Source organism: Prochlorococcus marinus XMU1405 (assembly GCF_017696275.1).
GTDB classification, from domain to species: domain Bacteria; phylum Cyanobacteriota; class Cyanobacteriia; order PCC-6307; family Cyanobiaceae; genus Prochlorococcus_A; species Prochlorococcus_A marinus_AB.
In genome coordinates, this window is the sequence record NZ_JAAORF010000003.1 from 384,739 (window position 1) to 406,499 (window position 21,761).

At 30.7% G+C, this 21,761-nt stretch carries 25 protein-coding genes; 13 read left to right on the plus strand and 12 right to left on the minus strand.

The genetic code is table 11. The features are described from left to right. Positions 1-121 precede the first annotated feature (121 nt). From HA148_RS08185 to HA148_RS08195, 3 genes are all read left to right on the plus strand, one after another. Positions 122-1,357: an FtsW/RodA/SpoVE family cell cycle protein gene (locus tag HA148_RS08185; RefSeq protein ID WP_209131804.1), complete on the plus strand. Its 1,236-nt coding sequence runs from the start codon at positions 122-124 to the stop codon at positions 1,355-1,357. A gap of 82 nt (positions 1,358-1,439) precedes the next feature. Beyond that, positions 1,440-2,096 (plus strand): cytochrome c biogenesis protein CcdA, encoded by a 657-nt coding sequence (locus HA148_RS08190; protein WP_209131806.1) that lies wholly within the window; start codon positions 1,440-1,442, stop codon positions 2,094-2,096. Beyond that, the gene (locus tag HA148_RS08195; RefSeq protein WP_209131808.1) at positions 2,097-3,383 is read left to right on the plus strand and encodes a cytochrome c biogenesis protein ResB; all 1,287 of its coding nucleotides are present in this window, start codon (positions 2,097-2,099) and stop codon (positions 3,381-3,383) included. Here HA148_RS08195 and queF read toward each other — a convergent pair. Continuing rightward, a complete protein-coding gene (gene queF / locus HA148_RS08200) occupies positions 3,380-3,790 on the minus strand; it encodes a preQ(1) synthase (protein ID WP_209131810.1) in 411 nt (136 codons plus the stop codon). The two genes, HA148_RS08195 and queF, sit on opposite strands and share 4 nt — an antisense overlap. A gap of 189 nt (positions 3,791-3,979) precedes the next feature. Between queF and HA148_RS08205 the strand changes: the two genes are divergently transcribed. Continuing rightward, positions 3,980-4,225 (plus strand): hypothetical protein, encoded by a 246-nt coding sequence (locus tag HA148_RS08205; protein ID WP_209131812.1) that lies wholly within the window; start codon positions 3,980-3,982, stop codon positions 4,223-4,225. A gap of 24 nt (positions 4,226-4,249) precedes the next feature. After that, complete coding sequence (locus tag HA148_RS08210; protein WP_011377098.1) at positions 4,250-4,588, plus strand: P-II family nitrogen regulator; 339 nt, start codon at positions 4,250-4,252, stop codon at positions 4,586-4,588. Position 4,589: 1 nt separating this feature from the next. Here the strand turns inward: HA148_RS08210 and HA148_RS08215 are convergent, their stop codons facing one another. Further along, positions 4,590-5,402 carry a TlyA family RNA methyltransferase gene (locus HA148_RS08215; protein WP_209131814.1) on the minus strand — a complete coding sequence of 271 codons (813 nt, stop codon included), beginning with the start codon at positions 5,400-5,402 and terminating at the stop codon, positions 4,590-4,592. 281 nt (positions 5,403-5,683) lie between these two features. On the opposite strand from HA148_RS08215, the gene purB reads away from it, so the two are divergent. Both purB and HA148_RS08225 read left to right on the plus strand, forming a co-directional pair. Next, positions 5,684-6,979, plus strand: a complete 1,296-nt coding sequence (gene purB / locus HA148_RS08220) for an adenylosuccinate lyase (protein ID WP_209131816.1) — start codon at positions 5,684-5,686, stop codon at positions 6,977-6,979. A 48-nt stretch (positions 6,980-7,027) separates the two neighbouring features. Then, on the plus strand, positions 7,028-8,413 hold the full coding sequence (locus HA148_RS08225; protein ID WP_209131819.1) for a class II fumarate hydratase: 1,386 nt from the start codon (positions 7,028-7,030) through the stop codon (positions 8,411-8,413). Positions 8,414-8,423: 10 nt separating this feature from the next. Here the strand turns inward: HA148_RS08225 and HA148_RS08230 are convergent, their stop codons facing one another. Continuing rightward, positions 8,424-11,150, minus strand: coding sequence for a DEAD/DEAH box helicase (locus HA148_RS08230; RefSeq protein WP_209131821.1), 2,727 nt, complete (start codon positions 11,148-11,150; stop codon positions 8,424-8,426). 139 nt (positions 11,151-11,289) lie between these two features. On the opposite strand from HA148_RS08230, the gene HA148_RS08235 reads away from it, so the two are divergent. The 5 genes from HA148_RS08235 to bioA are packed head-to-tail and all read left to right on the plus strand — an operon-like array spanning position 11,290 to position 15,854. Next, positions 11,290-12,429 (plus strand): aminotransferase class I/II-fold pyridoxal phosphate-dependent enzyme, encoded by a 1,140-nt coding sequence (locus tag HA148_RS08235; protein ID WP_209131824.1) that lies wholly within the window; start codon positions 11,290-11,292, stop codon positions 12,427-12,429. Further along, entirely contained in the window at positions 12,426-13,130 is a 705-nt protein-coding gene (locus tag HA148_RS08240; RefSeq protein ID WP_209131826.1) for a hypothetical protein, read from the plus strand. Before HA148_RS08235 ends, HA148_RS08240 begins: the two co-directional genes overlap by 4 nt. A 1-nt stretch (position 13,131) precedes the next feature. Further along, positions 13,132-13,890 carry a methyltransferase domain-containing protein gene (locus tag HA148_RS08245; RefSeq protein ID WP_209131828.1) on the plus strand — a complete coding sequence of 253 codons (759 nt, stop codon included), beginning with the start codon at positions 13,132-13,134 and terminating at the stop codon, positions 13,888-13,890. Beyond that, positions 13,887-14,552: a dethiobiotin synthase gene (gene bioD, locus HA148_RS08250; protein ID WP_209131830.1), complete on the plus strand. Its 666-nt coding sequence runs from the start codon at positions 13,887-13,889 to the stop codon at positions 14,550-14,552. Before HA148_RS08245 ends, bioD begins: the two co-directional genes overlap by 4 nt. Beyond that, positions 14,553-15,854, plus strand: a complete 1,302-nt coding sequence (bioA, locus tag HA148_RS08255; RefSeq protein WP_209131832.1) for an adenosylmethionine--8-amino-7-oxononanoate transaminase — start codon at positions 14,553-14,555, stop codon at positions 15,852-15,854. It begins immediately after the preceding gene. 8 nt (positions 15,855-15,862) lie between these two features. On the opposite strand, the gene HA148_RS08260 is transcribed toward bioA, so the two are convergent. After that, a complete protein-coding gene (locus tag HA148_RS08260; protein ID WP_025923542.1) occupies positions 15,863-16,120 on the minus strand; it encodes a DUF3143 domain-containing protein in 258 nt (85 codons plus the stop codon). A gap of 16 nt (positions 16,121-16,136) precedes the next feature. Further along, positions 16,137-16,577 carry a J domain-containing protein gene (locus HA148_RS08265; RefSeq protein WP_209131834.1) on the minus strand — a complete coding sequence of 147 codons (441 nt, stop codon included), beginning with the start codon at positions 16,575-16,577 and terminating at the stop codon, positions 16,137-16,139. Between the two features lie 89 nt (positions 16,578-16,666). On the opposite strand from HA148_RS08265, the gene rsmG reads away from it, so the two are divergent. Then, positions 16,667-17,380 (plus strand): 16S rRNA (guanine(527)-N(7))-methyltransferase RsmG, encoded by a 714-nt coding sequence (gene rsmG, locus HA148_RS08270; protein ID WP_209131837.1) that lies wholly within the window; start codon positions 16,667-16,669, stop codon positions 17,378-17,380. A 2-nt stretch (positions 17,381-17,382) separates the two neighbouring features. Here rsmG and HA148_RS08275 read toward each other — a convergent pair whose 3' ends face one another. The 7 genes from HA148_RS08275 to rlmN all read right to left on the minus strand — a co-directional run bounded on the left by HA148_RS08275 (position 17,383) and on the right by rlmN (position 21,741). Beyond that, positions 17,383-18,576 carry an aldo/keto reductase gene (locus tag HA148_RS08275; RefSeq protein ID WP_209131839.1) on the minus strand — a complete coding sequence of 398 codons (1,194 nt, stop codon included), beginning with the start codon at positions 18,574-18,576 and terminating at the stop codon, positions 17,383-17,385. A gap of 10 nt (positions 18,577-18,586) precedes the next feature. After that, on the minus strand, positions 18,587-18,946 hold the full coding sequence (locus tag HA148_RS08280) for a ferredoxin (protein WP_209131841.1): 360 nt from the start codon (positions 18,944-18,946) through the stop codon (positions 18,587-18,589). Positions 18,947-18,955: 9 nt separating this feature from the next. Next, entirely contained in the window at positions 18,956-19,348 is a 393-nt protein-coding gene (locus HA148_RS08285; RefSeq protein WP_209131843.1) for a DUF1257 domain-containing protein, read from the minus strand. Continuing rightward, positions 19,335-19,550, minus strand: coding sequence for a DUF2997 domain-containing protein (locus HA148_RS08290; RefSeq protein ID WP_209131845.1), 216 nt, complete (start codon positions 19,548-19,550; stop codon positions 19,335-19,337). The genes HA148_RS08285 and HA148_RS08290 overlap by 14 nt, the downstream gene beginning before the upstream one ends. A gap of 149 nt (positions 19,551-19,699) precedes the next feature. Continuing rightward, entirely contained in the window at positions 19,700-20,467 is a 768-nt protein-coding gene (locus HA148_RS08295) for a HEAT repeat domain-containing protein (RefSeq protein WP_209131847.1), read from the minus strand. 18 nt (positions 20,468-20,485) lie between these two features. Beyond that, positions 20,486-20,632: a hypothetical protein gene (locus HA148_RS08300; protein ID WP_209131850.1), complete on the minus strand. Its 147-nt coding sequence runs from the start codon at positions 20,630-20,632 to the stop codon at positions 20,486-20,488. A 62-nt stretch (positions 20,633-20,694) separates the two neighbouring features. Continuing rightward, positions 20,695-21,741, minus strand: a complete 1,047-nt coding sequence (gene rlmN, locus HA148_RS08305; RefSeq protein WP_209131852.1) for a 23S rRNA (adenine(2503)-C(2))-methyltransferase RlmN — start codon at positions 21,739-21,741, stop codon at positions 20,695-20,697. Between the last annotated feature and the right edge of the window lie 20 nt (positions 21,742-21,761).

The window sequence follows — 21,761 nt, forward strand, 5'->3', positions numbered from 1 at the left end:
TCTTCAAAAATAAAATTTATTCAAAGTCATCTTTTTAATTGCTTTAACACTTAAAAACGTTAATAAAAGACTTGGCAAAATCACAATTAAACGTCTCAATAGTACATATACATCTAAAAAGTTGGAGATAAGTCAAGAAAAAATAAAATATAAAAGAATTTCTAAAAGAAAAAAAACCTTTAGTTCTAGTTACAAGAAAAATTTAAGCAATTTAACAGATTCTATATTTCCATTACCTTGGACGATATGGCCTTACGAGGCAAAAATCCTCATTGTCCTCATTGGAATTTGGTCAATATTAGGAATATGCATACTAGGATCATCAAGTTGGTGGGTAGCTAGTAGGGAAATGGGACATTGGGCTTATTTCCTTAAAAAACAAATCATTTGGACAATTCCAGGAATTGGTCTTTTTTATTTCCTTCTTAATACAAACATTAGAAATCTTTTAAAGTTTTCAAGAATTATTTTTTACATTTTATTCTTTCTCATTTTCCTTACAAATTTTACTGGAATTACAGTTAATGGATCTTCAAGATGGCTAGTGCTTGGCAGTTTACGTCTGCAGCCATCTGAATTAATTAAACCTTTTCTAATTCTAGAAGCTTCTAATCTTTTCGCACATTGGAATCTAGTGAAGAATGATAAAAAATTAATTTCAATAATATCCTTTGGTTTATTAATTTTATTAATACTAAAACAGCCTAATTTAAGTACTGCTTCATTAACTGGAATTCTTCTTTGGGTAATGGGTTTATGTGGAGGAGTAAAACTTAGCTCTCTTTGCTCATTTGCTTCAATAGGTTTCATTACTGGATGTATCAGCATCCTTAATAACGAATATCAAAAACTGAGAGTTACTTCATTTATAAATCCTTGGAAAGATCAACAAGAAAATGGATTTCAATTAGTTCAGAGTTTATTAGCTATAGGTTCAGGTGGTCTATTTGGCAAAGGTTTTGGACTGTCCATACAAAAATTACAGTATCTACCGTTTATGTATACAGATTTTATTTTTGCCATTTTTGCGGAAGAATTTGGTTTATTGGGGTGTACTTTATTCTTGGGATTTTTAGCAGTATTCTCTTATATAAGTTTAAGAATTAGTCTTAAGTGCAGGAACAACTATACAAAATTAGTTGCTATCGGATGTGGTGTATTGTTGACTGGTCAATCAATAATGCATATTGCTGTAGCAACAGGTTCAATGCCTACTACAGGCTTACCACTACCCTTCATTAGTTATGGTGGCAATTCATTAATAGCTTCTTTTTTTATTGCAGGAATGTTAGTGAGATGTTCATTAGAGTCAACAGGTTTGATTGGTATGATTAATACACGAAAGACTCTTAATTAGTTAGAATTTAAAAGATTTAATTTAAGCTATCGAATCATTTAATTTAATTATTTCAGAATTTTCTCAAAAGGGTAATCTGCTTATGCAGAATGGTCTTAATAGTCCTGGTCCATTTACTATATTTTTGGTTTTCAGCGCAGGACTTTTAACAAGTCTTGGACCATGCTCATTATCATTACTTCCAGTGACAATTGCTTATATAGGAGGAACGGAGAAAAATAAATTTAAACTTATTAGTTTTTCAGGAGGAGTAGTTTTTTCGCTTGTTGCACTGGGGGCTGCGAGTGGATTCTTAGGTAAAATATACGGGCAAATTCCAGCTTATTACACTTCGATTGTTGCCTTGATAGCAATAATAATGGGTTTAAATTTACTAGGAATTTTAAAGTTTCAGTTCCCGAATGGACCTGATCTAAAAAAAATAGAGGACAAGATACCATCCCCCATAGCACCTTTTGCAATAGGAACTACTTTTGGACTAGCCTCTTCACCTTGCATTACTCCAGTTTTAGCAACTCTTCTTGCTTGGGTATCGCAAGCTAAAAACCCGATAATCTCAATTATTTTTTTATTTTTCTTTGGCATAGGCCAAGTCTCTCCACTAATTATTGCGGGAGCCACAACAGAAAACTTAAAAAATTTTTTAGAGCTTAGAAAATTTAGTCAAATAATTCCTACCTTAAGTGGGATATTTTTAGTAGCAATAGGTTTATTAAATTTATTTTCAAATTGGATTTAAATGATTATTTTTAAGAATCTAATTTTAAAAATATCAAGTTTAAGATTCGCAATATCACTTATAATCTTCATAGCTATTGCCAGTGGCATAGGTACTTTTATCCCTCAAGATAATAATAATAAATTTTATATTGATAATTTCGATAGAGCTCCCATTTTTGGATTTTTAGATGGAGAAAAAGTCTTAAAACTTCAATTGGATCATATATATACAAGCTTTTGGTTTTTATTTACATTAATTCTTCTTTGCATTTCTCTGGCAGCTTGTAGTTTCAGGAGGCAAATTCCTTCATTAAAAGCTTCATTAAAATGGATTGAATATAAGAGCGAAAAAAAATTTAGCAAACTGCAACTAACTACAAGTCATCCAATCAATGAAGATGGAGAACATATATCAAAAGTAGATTTGTTACTTAAAAAAAAGGGATGGAAAACATACAAATTTAATAGTCATATTTCTGCAAGAAAAGGGTTAATTGGAAAAATCGGTCCTTTAGTTGTACATATCGGATTAATAGTCTTACTTATAGGTTCAGCATATGGAAGTTTTACAAGTCAATCAAAAGAACAATATTTACTGCCTGGAGAAACTTTAGATCTTGTTAATGAGAGCACAAACTCAAAAGCCAATGTAAAATTAGTCGATTTTTCTATAGAACGAGAAAGTGATGGTGTGCCCAAACAGTTTATTTCAAAATTAAATTTTTCTTCTGAAGATCTAAATTTAAATGAAATGAAAACAACCAAAGTTAATCACCCAATCAGGTTTAAAGGATTAACTATTTATCAAGCAGATTGGGCAATATCAAATGTTGTTTTAGAAATAGATAATATCCTTTATCAATTACAATTAAAGGAGATTCCAGAAATCGGTAATCAAGTTTGGGGAGTTTTAGTTGAATTAGGATCGGAGAATAAAAAAAATTTCCTTTTAACAATAAATAATGAAAATGGTCCACTTAAAATTTCGAATATAGAAAATTTTTCCGGGAATAATCTCTATATCAATGACGACCCTTTAGAAGTTAACTCTTCAAAAGTATCTCTGAAAAAAATAATCCCCAGCAGTGGATTAATAATTAAAAATGATCCGTCCATACCATTTATTTATTTTTCTTTTTTCTTAATAATTTTTGGAACAATAATAAGTCTTATACCAACTAACCAATTATGGATTCTGGTAAATAAAGAATCACAAAAGTTATCTATTGGAGGCCTTAGTAATAAAAATCTAGTAGGTTTTAAAAAAGAATTTTTTAAATTATCAGACGAAATAAAAAATTTTTAACTTCTTTTCTGCCCACTAAAAATATCTAACTGCATAGAAACATTCCCTCTGGGGTTGAATGCAGCATTTAAATGTATCCAGTGAGGTGATCCTTCATTCACTAAATCATCCATAATTCTATTCACAACTTCCTCATGTGATATTTTTATATCCCTAAAATTATTAATATAAAGCTTTAAAGACTTCAACTCATAGACTTTCAAATTAGGTTGATAAATAATATTTAGCTTTGCAAAATCTGGATAACCAGAAAAGGGGCACTTACATGTAAATTCAGGTAACTGAATAGAAATTTCATAAATTCTTTTCTTATTTGGATTATCGAAACAAATTATTTTTGATTCTTCAATAATTCTCTCACCATATAGCGGTCTTTGAGTCGAATCTTCTAATTTAGCTGTACTCATTTTTAGTAGAACTTTTTTACTAAACCTATATAAAAACTATATATAAAGATAAAAATTCGCAAAAGTATCAACGAATCTAAGTATTACAATTGACTAAGTCAAAAGATGTTAAATCTTATTTTTGTATCAACAGCAACATTCATAATGTCCGCCGAAAGGTTTATATGTGTTTAGTTCAATGAAAAATTAATGGACATTTGTTTGATAACTATCGATAACAACTTAAATAAATCCCTTCAACCAAAAACTGCAATTGGAATGTTATGGCTTCAAACACACTTTGAGAATGATCAGTGGGAAGCGTTGTCAAATAGTAAAGTAATAATTTCTGAAGAAAATTCCCAACTATTAATTGAAGACGCCAAGAATGCAGGCCTTAATATTGAATGTTTTTCAGATATTTCAATGTTGGATGTTTTCCCAAAAAACAATTAAAATAGAAATATTCAATCTTTAATCATGAAGAAAATTGAAGCAATCATACGTCCATTTAAGTTGGAGGATGTAAAAATTGCATTAGTAAATTCCGGTATTGTTGGAATGACAGTTAGTGAAGTTAGAGGTTTTGGAAGGCAAAAAGGACAAGTTGAAAGATATAGAGGTTCAGAATTTACAGTGGAATTCCTTCAAAAACTTAAAGTAGAAGTTGTCGTAGAAGATGAAAAGGTTAATTCAGTCATAGATGCGATTGCTGAAGCAGCAAAAACTGGAGAGATAGGTGACGGAAAAATATTCATCACATCAATTGATTCAGTTGTAAGAATTAGAACTGGCGACAAAGACGAAGAAGCTCTTTAATTCAAAGAGTTTCTTTTACTAAATTTTGTATATATTCACTATTAATACTTTTATTTGATTGACTTCCTAAGGTCATCCAAGCTAGATATTCATGATTCCCAGCAGGACCTACCAGCGGAGAAGCTATCAAATTCTTTATATTCCATTGGAAATTCTTAGCAGCATAGATAACAGACTCTATAGCCTCAGTATGGAATTTAGGATTGCGAACAACACCTCCTTTACTGACTTTATCTTTACCTACCTCAAATTGGGGTTTAATTAAAAATATTCCCTCAATACAATCACCTTCTAATAAATTACTAATAGATTTAAAAACTAACTTTAATGAAATAAAAGACAAATCAGCAACAACAAAATTTGGTAATTCATTACTTCTAGATAAAAGATCATTAGGTTTTAAATTTCGAATATTAGTTCGTTCAAAAAGTATAACTTTTGGGTTATTTCTAATCTTCCATGCAGTTTGTCCATAACCAACATCTATCCCATAAACTAACTTTGCGCCTTGTTGCAATAAGCAATCAGTAAAACCCCCAGTAGAGATTCCTGCGTCAATACATATTTTGTCTTTTACTTTAATTTCAAGTTTTTTAAATGCCTCCAATAATTTTTCGCCGCCCCTTGATACAAACATAGGCGCGGAATCAATAAAAAACTCAGATCCAATTAATACTTGTTGTCCAGGTTTATCCAATACTTTCCCATTGATATCTCTAACCTTGCCCGCGAGAATTAAACCTTGGGCTTTTTGACGAGTTTCACATAAACCTTTATTTAGAAGATAAAGATCTAATCTACTTTTTTTAATCATATATTAATCAATAAAAAAAGACTGAATGATGAACTTCTAAAAGATTAAGATCCAAATTCTTTAATACCTTTCAATTTTAAGTAAGAACTAAAAAATTACCCATAATTAACGAAGGCATATATGTAAACATTTTTATATTTAAGTTTTCTTTATTAGCCAGAAAAATGTTACATAGGAAAATAATAATCAGTCAAATATGTTCAATGGCAAGTACATCTTTAAAGGTACAGGGCAATAATTCGATTTTGTTATAAAGTTTAAATTGATAATAAATAAAAATTGTGATTGAGCGTTACACATTACCCGAAATGGGGGAAATCTGGACTGAAAGTGCAAAATTCCAGAGTTGGCTTAAGGTTGAAATAGCTGCATGTGAAGCAAATTTTTCCCTCGGGAAAATCCCTGAGAATGCCATGAAAGAGATACGTTCAAATGCAAAGTTTGATGAATCTAGAATTACAGAAATTGAGAAAGAAGTTAAACATGATGTCATAGCATTTCTTACAAGCGTTAATGAATTTGTAGGAGATTCAGGAAGATACATACATGTTGGCATGACCAGTAGTGATGTACTTGATACTGGCTTATCTCTTCAGTTAGTAGATTCTTGCGAATTGTTATTAGAAGAAATTGAGAACCTAGAAAATGAGGTCAGATTATTAGCAAGGAAGCATAAAAATACATTAATGATTGGCAGATCTCATGCAATTCATGGTGAGCCAATTTCCTTCGGTTTTAAACTTGCTGGATGGTTAGCAGAAATAATAAGGAACAAAAAAAGATTGTTAACTCTGAAAGATTCCGTAGCAATTGGACAAATAAGTGGTGCAATGGGAACTTACGCTAATACGAATCCTAAAGTAGAACAAATAACTTGTGATTTACTCGGCTTAAAACCTGATACAGCAAGTACGCAGGTTATATCAAGAGACAGGCATGCAGAATATGTGCAAACTATTGCACTAGTTGGCGCTTCTTTAGATAGATTCGCAACTGAAATAAGAAATTTACAAAGAACTGATGTTTTGGAAGTTGAGGAGGGCTTTACAAAAGGGCAAAAAGGAAGTTCTGCCATGCCTCATAAAAGAAATCCTATTCGAAGTGAAAGAGTAAGTGGTTTAGCAAGAATTTTGAGGAGTTACGTCTTAACAGCACTTGAAAATGTTCCACTTTGGCACGAAAGAGATATAAGCCATAGTTCAAATGAACGTATCATGCTACCTGACGTATCAATCTGCTTGCATTTTATGCTCAGGGAAATGCAAGATATAGTAAGCAATTTACAAGTTTATCCAAAAAATATGCTCAAAAATTTAAATATATATGGTGGTGTAATCTTTAGTCAGAAAGTTTTACTTTTGCTTGTAGAGAAGGGCTTGTCTAGAGAAAAAGCTTATAGCTTAGTACAAAAAAATGCGCATCAGGCATGGAATACTCAGAATGGGGATTTCAAACAAAATATAGAGAGAGATAATGAAATTATGGATTTTATTGATCAAAGTGACTTAGAAGAATGTTTTAATCCTTCAATTCATCTTAATAATTTAAGTGTAATATGGGAGAAGTTAGGTATCTAGGATTACTGAAAACCTTATCAAAGTTAAACTAGTGTTTTCAGAGGAATAATGACCAAAAACTTTAGGATTGAAAAAGATAGTATGGGAACTATAAAGGTTCCCATGGAAGCTTTGTGGGGTGCTCAAACACAAAGATCGATAATAAATTTTTCTATTGGAGAAGAATTAATTCCAATTGAGTTAATTTATTCACTGACCCTCATTAAAAAAGCTGCTTCAATTGCGAATTTCAATTTAGGTTTAATAGATAAAAGGAAAAAAGATTTGATTGTAGAGGCATGTACAGAAATACTTGATGGGCTTCACGATTCACAGTTTCCCTTAAAGGTTTGGCAAACAGGTAGTGGCACGCAAACAAATATGAATGTTAATGAGGTAATTTCAAATATTGCAGCTTTAAAAACTAATTCAGAGCTTGGTAGTCATCAACCAATTCATCCGAATGATGATGTAAATAAATCTCAGTCAACTAATGACACTTTTCCTGCTGCTATTCAAATATCTGTTGTTAATGAAATAATCAAAAATTTAGTTCCAACGATCAGAGAACTTACTAAGGTACTTGATAAAAAAAGTGAAGAATGGAAAAACCTTATAAAGATAGGAAGAACCCATTTTCAAGATGCAGTTCCACTTACTTTTGGGCAAGAAATATCAGGATGGTCAGAGCAACTTAAAGATGCTGAGAATGCAATTATTATGAGTCTGAATGAATTGTATTTCTTACCTCTGGGGGGAACTGCGGTTGGTACAGGGATTAATTGTCCAAAAGGATTTTGTGAAATGTCTATAAAATCAATTTCCGATGATACTAATCTAATGTTCTATAAATCAAAAAATAATTTTTCTATCATGGCCTCGCATGACCGTCTTGCTCAAGTAATGAGTCAGATAAAAATATTAGCAGGTGCATTATTTAAAATTTCAAATGATATAAAAATTCTATCTTCTGGTCCAAGATCAGGAATATATGAACTAATTATTCCTCAAAATGAACCTGGAAGTTCTATTATGCCGGGTAAAGTGAATCCAACTCAATGCGAAGCCTTATCCATGGTTTGTACTCAGATAATGGGTCTTGAATATGCAGTCTCAATGGCAAATTCTAGCGGCACTTTACAGATGAATGAATATAAACCTCTTATTGGATTTAATATTCTCACAAGCTTAAAATTACTTAAAAATGTAATAGAAAACTTCAGAATAAAATTAGTGGATGGTATGGAACCTAATCAAAAGAGAATGAAGTTAAATTTAGAAAATTCACTAATGTTGGTTACAGCCATAGTGCCAAAAGTTGGTTATGAAAAAGCAGCTGAAATTGCAAACCTTGCCTTCAAAGAATCATTAAATTTAAAAGAGGCAACAATTAAATCAGGTTATTTAAACGAAGATGAATTTGATGAAGCAATGAATATCAATTCAATGATTTGATTAAAAAAATTTAAAAATTACTGTCAATTCTTTTTGTTGCAGGATTAATATCTTCAGAGACTTTTATAAGATCATTAGATTCAGAAACAGGAAAACGATTAATAGCTTTTAATGCTAGCTTAGCTTTGCTTTTTAATTTATTACTAACACCAATACAGTATTGCACTTGAGAAAGAACATCAATTGATCTTCTAATAATCCTCACTACATCACCTTCGTCTAATGAAGTATTAAAAACCAAATCTTTCCATTTTTTTCCTCTTGCCCATTCAGAAATAATTCCAGTCAACTCTGTTTCTAAATAGATAGGAATTTCAATATGAAACTTATTTTGTTGAAAAGAGACTAATTTTCTTAAACCATCTAATTCATTAAAAACATCTATTACCTTTAAAGAAGGCTTGAAATTACACCAAAGATTAGGCCTCCTTACATCAACACATATAGCTTGAATAATTGCAGCTAACTCAGGAGGATCTAAATCGTCTAAATAACCACTAACTAAAACAAGACCAATCCATAATTCATTTTCACTTCTTATTGCACCAACTGTTTGTCCAACTTCTGTCAATTCCAAATCATTTAAACAACCAAAATGATTCAAAATTTTAATCAAATCAGTAAAAGTTCTCCAGTTATGATTTTCTTTATCCTCAAGAAGTTTTTTTCTAATATTTATTTCTTGTTCAACATCAATAATTCTTTTTCTATATTTTTTTAATTTCTTGGAGTCTCCAAATCTATGTGCAGGATGATCAGTAACTGTTTCTTCTAAATTATTAATTTGTTGCTTTTGTGCCAAAACTTCCGTTGTCAAATCATATTGTGGAGTTTGTAAATCATTTTTTTTAGAAACTTCTAAAATTCGATCCACATAACACTGCGACATATCATCTCCCCTAAATACCTCTCCAGAAAAATACATCTTTGGCGCTTCAAGTCCTAAGACATCAATTGCATCTAAATCATTAAAAATACTTACTATGTATGAGGGTTTTATAAGAATAAATAAATTATCAATTGTCAAACACAATAAACTTTTAATTTTTTGGGATTCATATATTTTCTTACAAATTAATCCTGGAACAATTTTTCTTTTAATTTGGGGAGCTTTAATTGAAATTAAGCTTCCATCTTTAATATATGGAAGTGCATTGGTTATCTCTTCTGATAATTTTTCTGCTGATTGTTTTTCTAAAATTTTCAAGAGTCTTCTCTCTTCTTTAAGACGATTTTTTAACTTTTCGTATGCATCAAAATCTTTCCATGAAATGTTAGATGTAATTTTTTTTAACTCAATTAAATCCTTATCTAAATTTTCAAGAATTATATTCTCACCTGAAGATTCACCTAAATATAAAAAACTACCAAAACTTCTTTTAATTAATTCTTTAGACTTCTCTAAAGTATAACTTTGTAAAAGATTAAGTACCATTCCATAGCTTGGAGTGAATTGACTTTCTAAAGCGTTTGGTTTGCTTATAGCCAGTGCACTTGCTTCTTTGGCACCTTCGAATCTTGTTTGTAATGTAACAACATATCCCTGGGTATCTTTTCCTCTTCTTCCAGCTCTTCCTGACATTTGCAAAAATTCACTGCTAAATAATAATCTATGACCATCTTCTGTCCTTTTTGATAAAGAAGAAATAACAGTTGTTCTTGCGGGCATATTTATTCCTGCAGCAAGAGTTTCAGTTGCAAAAACAACTTTTATTAAACCTTGCTGAAATAATTCCTCAACCAATTCTTTCCATGCAGGCAATAATCCAGCATGATGAGATGCAATACCGCGTTTTAATGCCTCGCATTGAGATTTATCTTTAATTGCTTCCTGATTATTTTTAAGATAAACATCTAATTTTTGGGATATCATACTTGCTTCTGAATAACTTACTAAAGTTAAATCTTTTATATTCTCAATAGCCTTGTCACATCCTCTTCTACTAAAAATAAAATAAATAGCTGGCAACATATTTCTTTCAGCTAGTTTCGAGATCACAAAGCCAATTGAGGGAGACTTTGGTTGCATTATCCTGCCCACTTTCCCTCTTATTTTCTGCCCTTTAGGAGCTCTCCAAATCTTACAGTTTGGATGAATTCCATTACCCTTATTATTTAAAAGTGGATGGAGTCCTTTAACACTACAAAAAATAAAATCAAGTGGGACTGGTCTCTTATCACTATGAATTAGTACTGTAGGCCCATGAACTTTTTCTATCCAATTTTGCAATTGATCTGCATTTGCTATTGTTGCTGATAAAGCTATTATTTGAGTTCTAGTAGGGCAATGGATTATAGTTTCTTCCCAAACTGTACCTCTTTGGGGGTCATTCATATAATGACATTCATCAAGAATTACAGATTCTAAATTTTCTAAGGGATCATCAAATTCATCAAATTCGCCATAAAGCATGTTCCTAAAAATCTCAGTCGTCATGACTAAGATTGGTGCTTCTCTATTTATGCTTATATCTCCAGTTAAAAGACCAACTTTATTCTCACCATATTGATTAGCAAAATCTCTAAACTTTTGGTTTGATAGGGCCTTTAAAGGTGTTGTATAAAAAACTCTGCTGTCATGAGATAAGCCTCTATATATAGCAAATTCACCTATCAATGTTTTACCCGAACCTGTAGGTGCTGTTAAAACAACAGAATTTCCGCTATTAATAGCTCGTATTGCTTCTAATTGGAAATCATCTAGCGGAAAAGGGAAATATTCCTCTAAATTAAGCAATAATTGTGATTGAAGAGAGGATGAGTTAACTTCTTAATATATGATCTATATAGATATTAATAAACAAAAAATACCTTGCAAACTTTAATAGTAAATCTAAATCTTTTTAATTAAATCCACTATATTATATTTTGCCAAAATGAAAAAAGTAAAAATTCCAAAAAATAGAATCCGTAAATTAAAAACATTTTCTTTAGGTAAAAAATCCTTCGAACTTCTAAGTTTAAATTCGCAAAATAAAAAACTTATAGACTTATGCAGTAATGATTATTTTGGATTAAGCAGGGACAAGGATTTAATAAAAGCTGCTTACGAAATAAGCTTGTTAGAAGGCATTGGTTCAGGAAGCTCTAGGTTTATTACAGGTTCAAGACCAATACATAAATTATTAGAAACAGAACTTGCCAAGTGGCTTGATCAAGAGAAAGTGTTACTTTTCCCAAGCGGATTTCAAGCAAATATAGCCGCTATCCAGGCTTTAGCAAACAGAAATAGTATTGTAATAGTAGATAAATTGATCCATAACTCTTTATTGGTTGGAGTCAAAGCTTCTCAAGCAAAACTAGTTCGATTCTCACACAATAATTTAAAAGATTTAGAAGATAAAATTATTAAATCTAACCCCACAAAAAATTCCATTTTAGTTGTTGTTGAATCTCTTTATAGCATGGAGGGATCAATTGCTCCGCTCAGAGAAATAACTAAAATTTGCAAAAAAAATTGTGTTCAATTATTAGTTGACGAAGCTCATGCAATTGGGATCTTGGGCCCTGAAGGCAGGGGTTTAAGTTTTAATTGTCGTTCAGATATAACTATGATTACTGGAACTTTTGGAAAAGCATTTGGAAGCGGTGGAGCTTTCATAGCTTCCAATTCAGAAATTGGAGAATATCTTATCCAAACAAGTGGTGCATTTAGGTATACAACCGCACTTGCGCCATCTTTGGCTGCTGGGGCACTAGAAGGTTTAAAAAAAATTTTAGAAAATAAAGAATGGGGTAATGATTTGTTATCTTCTGCGAATGTATGGAAAGATGAAATTATTAAAAATTTTAGTTTTCCAGTTCAGGGAGATTCTCACATTTTATCAATTATTGTTGGCCAAGAAGAGAAAGCAATTTATCTACAAAAATATCTCGAAGAAAATGGGTTTTTAGCAATTGCGATAAGACCCCCAACTGTTCCAGTGGGGCAATCAAGAATCAGAATAACAATACGAAGAAACTTAAATTTTAATCTGCTAAATAATTTCATTGCAGTATTAAAAGAGTTTAAATGAAACAAATTATTACTCAACATGGATGGGGACTAAATAAATATTTCTGGGATGATTATAAAGTTGATTTTTTAAATAATAATTGGCATTGGCAAGATAATGAAAGGGGCTATTTTTCGACAAATAATTATCAAGCAAAATGGATTAAAAGCGAATCTAAAAAAGAAATCAGAATGACTTTATGCCATTCATTTGGTTTTCATTTAATGCCAAAAAAAATTTTAAAAGAAGCAACTCATATTGTTCTTATAAATTCTTTTAATAATTTTCTTCCTTTAAGTAATAAGAAAAACTTTATTTTGAGGTCTCTAAAAAGAATGGAAACAAAAATCAAAAAAGATGAACCTAAGGATATGTTGAAAGAATTTATATATAGATCATTTTTGCCAAATCATATGAATAATAGTTTTAAAAATATCTTTTATAAAAGTCTAGAGAGTTTAAATAAAACTCTTCTTTTAAGTGATTTAAAAGAACTTTACATAAATAGAGATTTTCCAGTATTTTTAAGAAAAGATTGCAAAATTATTTTTATAAAATCAGAAAATGATTTGATTCTTGACAACGAATCAAATAATAACTTTTTAGATTCCCTAAATAAAACACTTGAAAGTAAGCCAATTTTAATTAAATTAGCTCAACAAGGTCATTGCTTGAATAATTTAAATTTATACGAGATCTTACGTAATAAACTTAACGATTGAAATGGATAGTAAAAAGTGGAATGAAAAAATACAAAATAATTTCAATGATGCTGCATATCGGTATTTAGAGCATTCAAATATTCAGAAATTTTTTGCAAAAAAGATTGTTCATCTTATCAAAGAATTAAGTCCCCAAAAAAAAGGTGAATGGATAGATCTAGGATCAGGACCAGGACTATTAGCAGATGAAATAGAAAAAATTTCTTCCCAAAAAGTTTCCAGAATTGATTTCAGCAAGAAAATGCTTCTTGAGAATAAATTATCTAGAAAAAAAATTTTATGGGATTTGAATAATGATTTACCTTCTGAAATAAATAACTGTTCTCTATTAACATCTAACTTTTGTATACATTGGTTAAACAACCCAGAAAAGATAATAAAAAATTGGTTTAGCAAATTAACACCTGGAGGTTTTTTAATCATTTCATATCCAACAAAAGATTGTTTTCCTGAATGGAAAGATACTTGTAAAAAAATTGATATTGAATATAGTGGTCTTACTTTCCTTTGCTCTAAAGAATTATTAAAAGATTTCAAATCAACTGAAATACATTATTCAAAACAGTTTAATTATCTTGAAAATTTTGAAGATGTATATAAACTTTTTAGAAGCATTAAAAATGTAGGAGCACAATCAACAAACTGTAAACGCAAAACAGTAAAAGAGTTAAAGGAAATTCAAAAGTTTTGGCCAAAGAATTACAATAATACAGTGAACCTTTCATGGCAAATTGAGATTCAAATCATAAAGAAATTATGAGTAGTCACAAAAATATTTTCAAATTTATAATTTGTGGAACAGATACTGATATTGGGAAAACTTTAATAAGCTCTTTTTTCGTTAAAGGATTAAATTCCTTTTATTGGAAACCTATTCAAAGTGGGATTGAATCACAAACTGATAGTGAAACTGTTGAAAAACTTGCACAAGTAAGTAAAGAGAAAATAATCAAAGAAGCTTATGTCTTTACAAAACCTCTATCTCCGCATTGGGCTGCTGAAATAGATCAAAAAGCTATTAACTTTGACAAGTTGAGATTGCCAAAAGTGCAAGGCTCACTAATCATAGAAACTGCAGGTGGATTAATGGTTCCACTAACACGCAATTTTTTGCAAATAGATCAAATAAAAGAATGGAATCTTCCGGTAATACTTGTATGTAAGAGCTCACTTGGCACTCTTAACCATACCCTGCTTAGTATTGAGGCCTTAAAACAAAGAAATATTGAGATTTTAGGTTTAGTAGTCAATGGCGAAAAACACCTAGATAATCCAAAAACTCTAGTTGATTTTAGTGGTATTCCTTTAATTGCTGAATTTCCTTACATCAAAAAAATGGACTCAAATAATTTAGATATACTATGGAAAGAACTAGACATCAAGAATAAGTTGATCTCACTATTAAACTCAAAAATAAATTAAATGAAATCTTTGGATTCAAAAACTCCAAATCAAGATTGGCACCCAAATATTTGGCCACCTTTTACGCAAATCAATAACAGCAAACCGCAGATAGAAGTAACTCATGGTAAAGATGCCCTCCTATTTACTAAAGATCCTGAAAAAGAACTAATAGATGCAATTAGTAGTTGGTGGGTAACTCTTCATGGTCATAGTAACGAATATATTGCGGATGCCATTTTTGATCAATCAAAAAAACTTGAGCAAGTTATATTTGCTGATTTCTTACATCCTCAGGCAAAAAAATTAGCGGAAAGACTTAGTGAATTAACAAAACTAGAAAGATTATTCTTTTCTGATAACGGTTCTACTGCAGTGGAAGTCGCTTTAAAAATTGCCTTCCAATCATGGCAAAATAAGGGAGAGACAAGAACTCAAATAGTAGCTTTTGATGGCGCCTATCATGGTGATACATTTGGCGCAATGGCTTTAGGTGAAAGAAATATTTTTAATGAAAATTTCGATAATCTTATGTTCCCAGTCAGAAGAGTCCCATGGCCTTCAACTTGGATGAACGATGAAGAAGTAGAAAATAAAGAAAATAAGGTGATCCAAAAATTAGAAAATCTTCTTAAAACTCCCACAGTTGCAGTAATCCTTGAGCCACTTGTTCAAGGAGCAGGAGGGATGAATATGGTTAGGCCTCAGTTTATAAAAAAAGTTTCAGAAATTATAAAAAATTATAATTCTTTGTTAATTGCCGATGAAGTATTGACTGGGTTTGGAAGATGTGGAACCCTTTTTGCTTTTCAAAAGGCAAAAATCATTCCTGATTTAATAAGTATTTCAAAAGGTTTAACTGGTGGATTTTTACCGATGGGAATAACTTTATGTAAAGAAAAAATTTTTCAATCCTTTATTGATGATTCCCCAAGAAAAACTTTTTGGCATGGACATAGTTTTACTGCTAATCCTTTAGGTTGTGCTGCAGCAAACGCTAGCCTTGATTTATTAGAAAAAGAACCACAAAAATACCTTTCATTTGAAGAAAAACATTTATCTCATCTAATTAAATTTAAAAACTTACCTTATATAAAGAAGGTAAGGGTATCCGGCACAATTGCTGCCTTCGATTTAGATATTGGGAACAAAAAAGGTTATTTCAATAATATTGGGAAAGAGATAAAGAGTCTTGCAATGGAGCAAGGTTTATTCATTAGGCCCCTCGGGAATGTTATTTACCTCTTGCCGCCTCTCTGTATAACAGATGATCAATTGGGGAAAAGTTACTGGATAATAAGGCAAATCTTAAACAATCTTTAGATAGAAGTTTAAGGTCCCTGCAGTATTGCATTTTCCACATCTTCTCTATTAATGCAGTAGGAAAATAGTCTTTTAGTTTCTTGTCCTTCACTTTCCCATATAACACTTAAATCTTCTTGTTCAAAAATAATAGTTGCATTCCAATTTGAAAGTAACAGATACCATTTAGATGGATTATTAATATCCTTCACAGCACCTAAATCAGTTAGCCACAATTCCAACGATTGAAGTGAATTTTGATTGATAGGTTTTTTAGAGGGATTCACAGACTTTTTTAAAAAATTATTTAATTAGCCAAAGCGGTATTGTCTCCAGTTCTTTTCCAGTAAAAGAAGCAATAAAAATTGAACCAATTAAACTTATAGAAATGATGATAATTAAAAGAAACAACGAAAACAATTCTCCATTCGAAAAAGGTCTTCTATTTCCTATTAAATTTTGATTATTAGAATCGATTACTAAATTATTGAAAACGTTATTATTATTTGTAATCCTAGAGTTTTCTTTTAGTTTGTCATCATATATTTTCCTTAAATTACTATTATTTAAATGTTCATAAGCTTCAAGAACTTCTTGAAATTTACTTTTAGCAACTTCTATTTCTAATGAAGTTGTATCTGGATGCAACTCAATAGAAAGTTTACAAAATGCCTTTCTTAATTCATGATTGGATGCATTTTCATTTACACCTAAAATTTTGTAATAGGAAATTTCCCCTTTCAAAATAATCTTTTATTAATATTGTAATTCTAATAAATTTTTACTAAATAGAATGTATTTAATGGATGTTTAAAATTCATATTTATAACGAAATGAAAAAACAAAACATTCCAGAAGAAATTCTTTCCTTAATAACTGAAGAAGAAATCAATTTATTTCAAGAGTTAGAACTTAAAATTAAAGAATTAAATAATAAGACCAATCTCACAAGATTAACTGATGGTGATGATTATTGGGTATCTCAAGTTTTTGACAGCATTTGGCCATTCAAAGCTTTCACGAATATTAATTTTGATAATAAAAAATTTTTAGATATTGGATCAGGCTGTGGCTTCCCTGGTTTAGCTTATGCCATAACTCATCCTAATTCAGAAATATACCTAGTTGATTCTTCAAAAAAGAAAACAGATGCTCTAAAAATCTTAATTAAAGAGATCAATTTCAAAAACAATATTCATGTAATTAATGATCGTATTGAGAACTTAGCCCATCAATCGTCAATGAGAAATAATTTTAATATTGCAACAACTAGAGCGGTTAGTAATTCATCAACAGTTTCAGAATATATACTACCAATGTTAAAAAAAGAGGGGTTTGGAGTTTTATATTGTGGCAAATGGACGAATCAAGAAAGCAAAAATCTAGATAAAACTTTAGAAATATTAGAAGGGAAAGTTAAAGATAAAAAAGAGATACTATTGCCAAGAAATAAAGGTACCCGAAATATTATTCTTATTCAACCAAAAAATATTTGCCCTAAAATCTACCCAAGAAAAGTTGGCAAACCTGAGAAAAATCCATTATGAAATTATTTTTTTGATAATCTTTTAGCAACCTTATCCCCAAACTTTTCTTTTAAAGTTCTCAATTTTTTTATAACTTTTTTTGGATTAATATGACCCTCTAATACTTTCAATAATTGCACTTCAGAAACATCCGTATCTAACAAATTAGAGTTATTTCCTGGGAACCAGTGACTTCCATTTCCAAGCAATTGATATCTAGCTTTTGCAAACCCTTCCATATCCAACCAATCAATTAAATTTGAAAGCCAAAGCAGAACAGGAATATTAATATTTCCTGGCGTATATTCCCAACTCGGCAAATTTCTATTCCAATTTTGATGCCACTCTAAACCCAGAGAATTAATTGATTCCTGCCTTAATCTGTTTATTATCTTCGGAACATACTTCTCAGAGTCTGATAACAAAGAGACAGCTTCTAAATGCAAATCAAAATCCGCCTCTTTTGCAATACCCACACTAAGAGTATGGACATTTTGATTTCTTAAGCAAAAAAGATCGTTAAAAACTATAGGATGAAGTGGCTTACAAAGTTCCAACATTTTGTCTGAGGGAGTATGAAGATGTCCCCCTTTGTCAGTGGGACTTATTATAAAAACCCCAAGATCATACTTATTTGCCAAATTTATAACCCTTGTATTTTCTTGATTGATGAAATACCAGTGCAAATTTACATAATCAAAAAAGTTTGTTGATATGGCCTTCTCAATGAGTGAGGATTTTCCATGAGTTGAAAATCCAATAGAGCCAATTAAATTTTCTTTTTGCAAATTTCTTAAAATATCAATACAACCTCCATCTTTAATAGCATGGTATAAATGTTCATCTGTATTAATGCCATGTATTGCTAGCAAATCAATTCTTTTAACTTTTAATTTTTCAATACTTGTCATAACATCTCTTTTAAAAATTTCTGGATCACTATTTGGAGGTATCTTAGTTTGAATAATGTTTGGGATTTTTTTTGTATTTTTAAAACCCATTCCTAATTGAACCTCAGAAGTCCCATAATACTTAGCAGTTTCGACATGACTTAAGCCATATTTGTTGGCTAGATTTAAAATATTTTCTACTTTATTTTGTTCTTCATTTGAAATCTCAGAGAAGTCTAATTGTTCCCAACTTTTTTGAAATCTCATACCACCTAGAGATAAAATAGGGATCTTCAGATTGGTTCTACCAAATCTCCGATACTGCATCTTATTAGAATTAATGCTTATTCATTCTTGGTGGTTTCCCAAATGATTGAAACATATCCCTATCGAGACTGTTCTCTAGATCATCTAACTCTTCAAAATTCACCCAGTGAATACAATCTACAGGACATGTATCTATTGCTTCTTGTATAACATCAGAACTATCTCCATCTTGCCTAATAGCTCTACTTCTACCATGGAATTCATCTACCATGAAAGTGTTCGAAGCTACGTGTACGCAATATTTGCAACCAATGCATTTAGCCTCATCAACCCAAACAGCTTTTTCGGCTAACTGTCCTCCAAGTACAGGCTCAAATCCTGTAATTTCAATATTCTCTTCTAAATTATAAAATGGATCTGTAAAATCCATATTTTAATATTAGTTATCCCACTTGGTTAAGACCAATTCAATTGAACCATCATTTTTATTTTTTTCTTCAACAATTTGATAACCATCATCTTTTGTTTTGGAAATAATTGTTTCATAGGCATACATTTGAGAGATTTTAGAAATAAATCTTTCTACTGGAAGCTCAAATTTCCAAAGATCAAGATCTGTTACTAATTCATATGCATTTGAATTGTTATCCCATTTAAATCCTACTTTAGTTTCACCTGGTAAATTCATGCTTATATCAACAGCTGTAAACTTACCTCTGTAGCCTTTGACGAACTTTTCTTCTTGATTAATGTTATAACCAAGATTTTTTAAGGCTTTAATCAATAGGTCTGGTTCTTTGAGCTGAGTTTTAATCGTACTAAAATGTGACATTAGATTCCTGATTTAATTGTTTTAAATTTTCATTTTGATTAGAGATAAAAGCATCAGATGTTTTATTTTTCACTGTTACTTTACCGAGAGCATCTTCGAGATTTTTTGTTGCTTCATTACATGAGTCACCAGTAAATCCTTCAACGGTCTCTTCAACTCTACCGTCTTGATGAATTTTGAATCTCAATGTTTTTTGAGGCATTAAATTCAAGTACTAAGTACTTTTACTTTATATAGAATAACGAAAAATTTTTGTTTCAGTTGGTACAAGTTAATTAATTTTAATTTTTATATTGAATGTCTGATAAATTGACTTTTTTGGTGGAATTCTGATATTAAAAATTAAATTATTTAATTATAAAAACCTTGCATCCCCATTGAATCCAAAGCAGTTTTTGCTTCTTCCATAACAGATGGTTCTTTATCGAAAAGAGCTATCTTGGTGCATTCATCAACGAAACTTTCTTGTAAGGTATTGTTTAATTTTTCGTACAATCTACACAATGACCATATGCAATTACTTCTTACACCTGATTCATTATCTATTTTTAAACTTATTAAAAGTTGTTCTGCTGCCAATTGAGCATTTTCCAAAGAAACATTACCGATTTCAGCTAGAGAACTAGATGACCATAACCTTACTGCAGCCACATCATTCTTTAAAGCATTTATTAATGGTATTAAAACAATTTGGTTATCATAGTTAGCTAAGCTCCATGCAGTTGCTCTTCTAACATAAGCATTATCATCAGTCTTCAAAAGACTGACAAGTTTTTGGACTGCGTTAGGACACGGATTACGACCTAAAGCATATACGGCACTCATTCTTTCAACCGGGCAAGGTTGATCAAGTAATGGCAACAAAAGTGGGAAAGATCTTTGATCTCTATATTCACAAAATATTCTTAAGCCTTGTATTCTCTCTTCTTTATTACCTTTGAGCATTTTTAAAGCTTCATCACACTCTTGAGTAATATTTAAATCTTTTAAAAAAACATCTTCATCAATTTGCTCTAAAGGATCTATTTCAATTTCTAATGCCAATTCTCTCGCCAAAACATCTGGATCAACTGCGATTTCAGCTAGGCTTTCTTGATTAGGATCCTTATTTGGTGTCATTTTAAGAAACTAATAAAATTAATTTACGGGAGCAGGGGACATCATATCTCCTGGCAACCAAATTCTTGCACTAACTGCAAAGAAGGCAATCCCAAAAAGTGCAACAATAGCGAAAGGTAAAATTTTTGTCTTAATAAAACCCAAGTATTCAAGATTAATTAACACAATGATAGCCTGTTTAAGCGACTTTTAATAAATTTTTTTAGATAATATTTTCTTAGATAACATTATATATTTCTTGCATTTTGTCTTAACTGACCACATGCAGCATTTTTATCGAGACCTCTGCTTTTTCGCAAGCTGACAGCGATGCCATTATTAGAAAGTCTAGATTGAAATGATTGAAGATTTTTTAGAGAGGCTCTTTGAAATTCAACCTCATCAATTTGATTATACTGTATTAAATTTACGTGGCATTGAAACCCTTTCAGCAAATTACTTAATTCATTAGCATGTTCTAATTTGTCATTAACCCCACTAAGCATTAAATATTCAAAACTTATCCTTCTACCAGTATCTCTTACATATTGCTTACAATCTTCAATTATATTTTCGATCTCGTAGTTTTTTGCACTTGGTATTATTTTTTCTCTTATATTTTGGTTTGAGGCGTGAAGGCTTATTGCTAATGTAAATTGACAATTACCTAATATTTGAAAAGACTTTGCTGATAATTTGTTTATCATTTTTGGGATAGCGACAGTGCTCACAGTTATCTTTCTCTGACTAATTTGAAAATCCTCATTTATAGATCTAATTGACACAAGCAATTCATCAATATTCAATAAGGGTTCACCCATCCCCATGAAAACAATATTGGTCACTTTTCTATTCATTTCATTTGAGATAAATAAAATTTGATCTAAAATCTCACTTGCTTTTAAAGATCTCTTCAAACCTTCCTTGCCAGTTGCACAAAATTTGCAGTCCATTGGGCAACCAACTTGACTAGAGAGACAAGCAGTTAGTCTTTTTTCAGTTGGTATACCGACGCACTCAATACTTTCATTATCACCTGTAGACAATAACAATTTTAGAGTACCATCGTTAGCTAATTTTCTTTCTTGAATTTTTAGCTCACTTACTTTAAAACCATCATCCTTTAACTTCTTTCTAAAATCTAGAGGTAAGACTTCTATTTGATCAATATTTTTCTTCTTATTTCTATAGTTATAAATCCAATTATATATTTGGCGACCCCTAAAAGCAGCCTGGCCATAATCTAAAGCCACATTTTCTAAATCTTTTACACTACTTCCAAGAAGATTTTTCAAATTTAGTGGTATTTATTGCA

Excerpts from the sequence above, each read along its gene's own strand:
- HA148_RS08215 (WP_209131814.1), bottom strand. The coding sequence starts at position 5,402 with ATGATTAAAAAAAGTAGATTAGATCTTTATCTTCTAAATAAAGGTTTA.
- HA148_RS08245 (WP_209131828.1), top strand. The coding sequence starts at position 13,132 with ATGGATAGTAAAAAGTGGAATGAAAAAATACAAAATAATTTCAATGAT.
- HA148_RS08240 (WP_209131826.1), top strand. The coding sequence starts at position 12,426 with ATGAAACAAATTATTACTCAACATGGATGGGGACTAAATAAATATTTC.
- HA148_RS08195 (WP_209131808.1), top strand. The coding sequence starts at position 2,097 with ATGATTATTTTTAAGAATCTAATTTTAAAAATATCAAGTTTAAGATTC.
- queF (WP_209131810.1), bottom strand. The coding sequence starts at position 3,790 with ATGAGTACAGCTAAATTAGAAGATTCGACTCAAAGACCGCTATATGGT.
- HA148_RS08285 (WP_209131843.1), bottom strand. The coding sequence starts at position 19,348 with ATGTCACATTTTAGTACGATTAAAACTCAGCTCAAAGAACCAGACCTA.
- HA148_RS08275 (WP_209131839.1), bottom strand. The coding sequence starts at position 18,576 with ATGCAGTATCGGAGATTTGGTAGAACCAATCTGAAGATCCCTATTTTA.
- bioA (WP_209131832.1), top strand. The coding sequence starts at position 14,553 with ATGAAATCTTTGGATTCAAAAACTCCAAATCAAGATTGGCACCCAAAT.
- HA148_RS08190 (WP_209131806.1), top strand. The coding sequence starts at position 1,440 with ATGCAGAATGGTCTTAATAGTCCTGGTCCATTTACTATATTTTTGGTT.
- HA148_RS08235 (WP_209131824.1), top strand. The coding sequence starts at position 11,290 with ATGAAAAAAGTAAAAATTCCAAAAAATAGAATCCGTAAATTAAAAACA.
- HA148_RS08225 (WP_209131819.1), top strand. The coding sequence starts at position 7,028 with ATGACCAAAAACTTTAGGATTGAAAAAGATAGTATGGGAACTATAAAG.
- HA148_RS08205 (WP_209131812.1), top strand. The coding sequence starts at position 3,980 with ATGGACATTTGTTTGATAACTATCGATAACAACTTAAATAAATCCCTT.
- HA148_RS08210 (WP_011377098.1), top strand. The coding sequence starts at position 4,250 with ATGAAGAAAATTGAAGCAATCATACGTCCATTTAAGTTGGAGGATGTA.
- HA148_RS08280 (WP_209131841.1), bottom strand. The coding sequence starts at position 18,946 with ATGGATTTTACAGATCCATTTTATAATTTAGAAGAGAATATTGAAATT.
- bioD (WP_209131830.1), top strand. The coding sequence starts at position 13,887 with ATGAGTAGTCACAAAAATATTTTCAAATTTATAATTTGTGGAACAGAT.
- HA148_RS08295 (WP_209131847.1), bottom strand. The coding sequence starts at position 20,467 with ATGACACCAAATAAGGATCCTAATCAAGAAAGCCTAGCTGAAATCGCA.
- rsmG (WP_209131837.1), top strand. The coding sequence starts at position 16,667 with ATGAAAAAACAAAACATTCCAGAAGAAATTCTTTCCTTAATAACTGAA.
- HA148_RS08290 (WP_209131845.1), bottom strand. The coding sequence starts at position 19,550 with ATGCCTCAAAAAACATTGAGATTCAAAATTCATCAAGACGGTAGAGTT.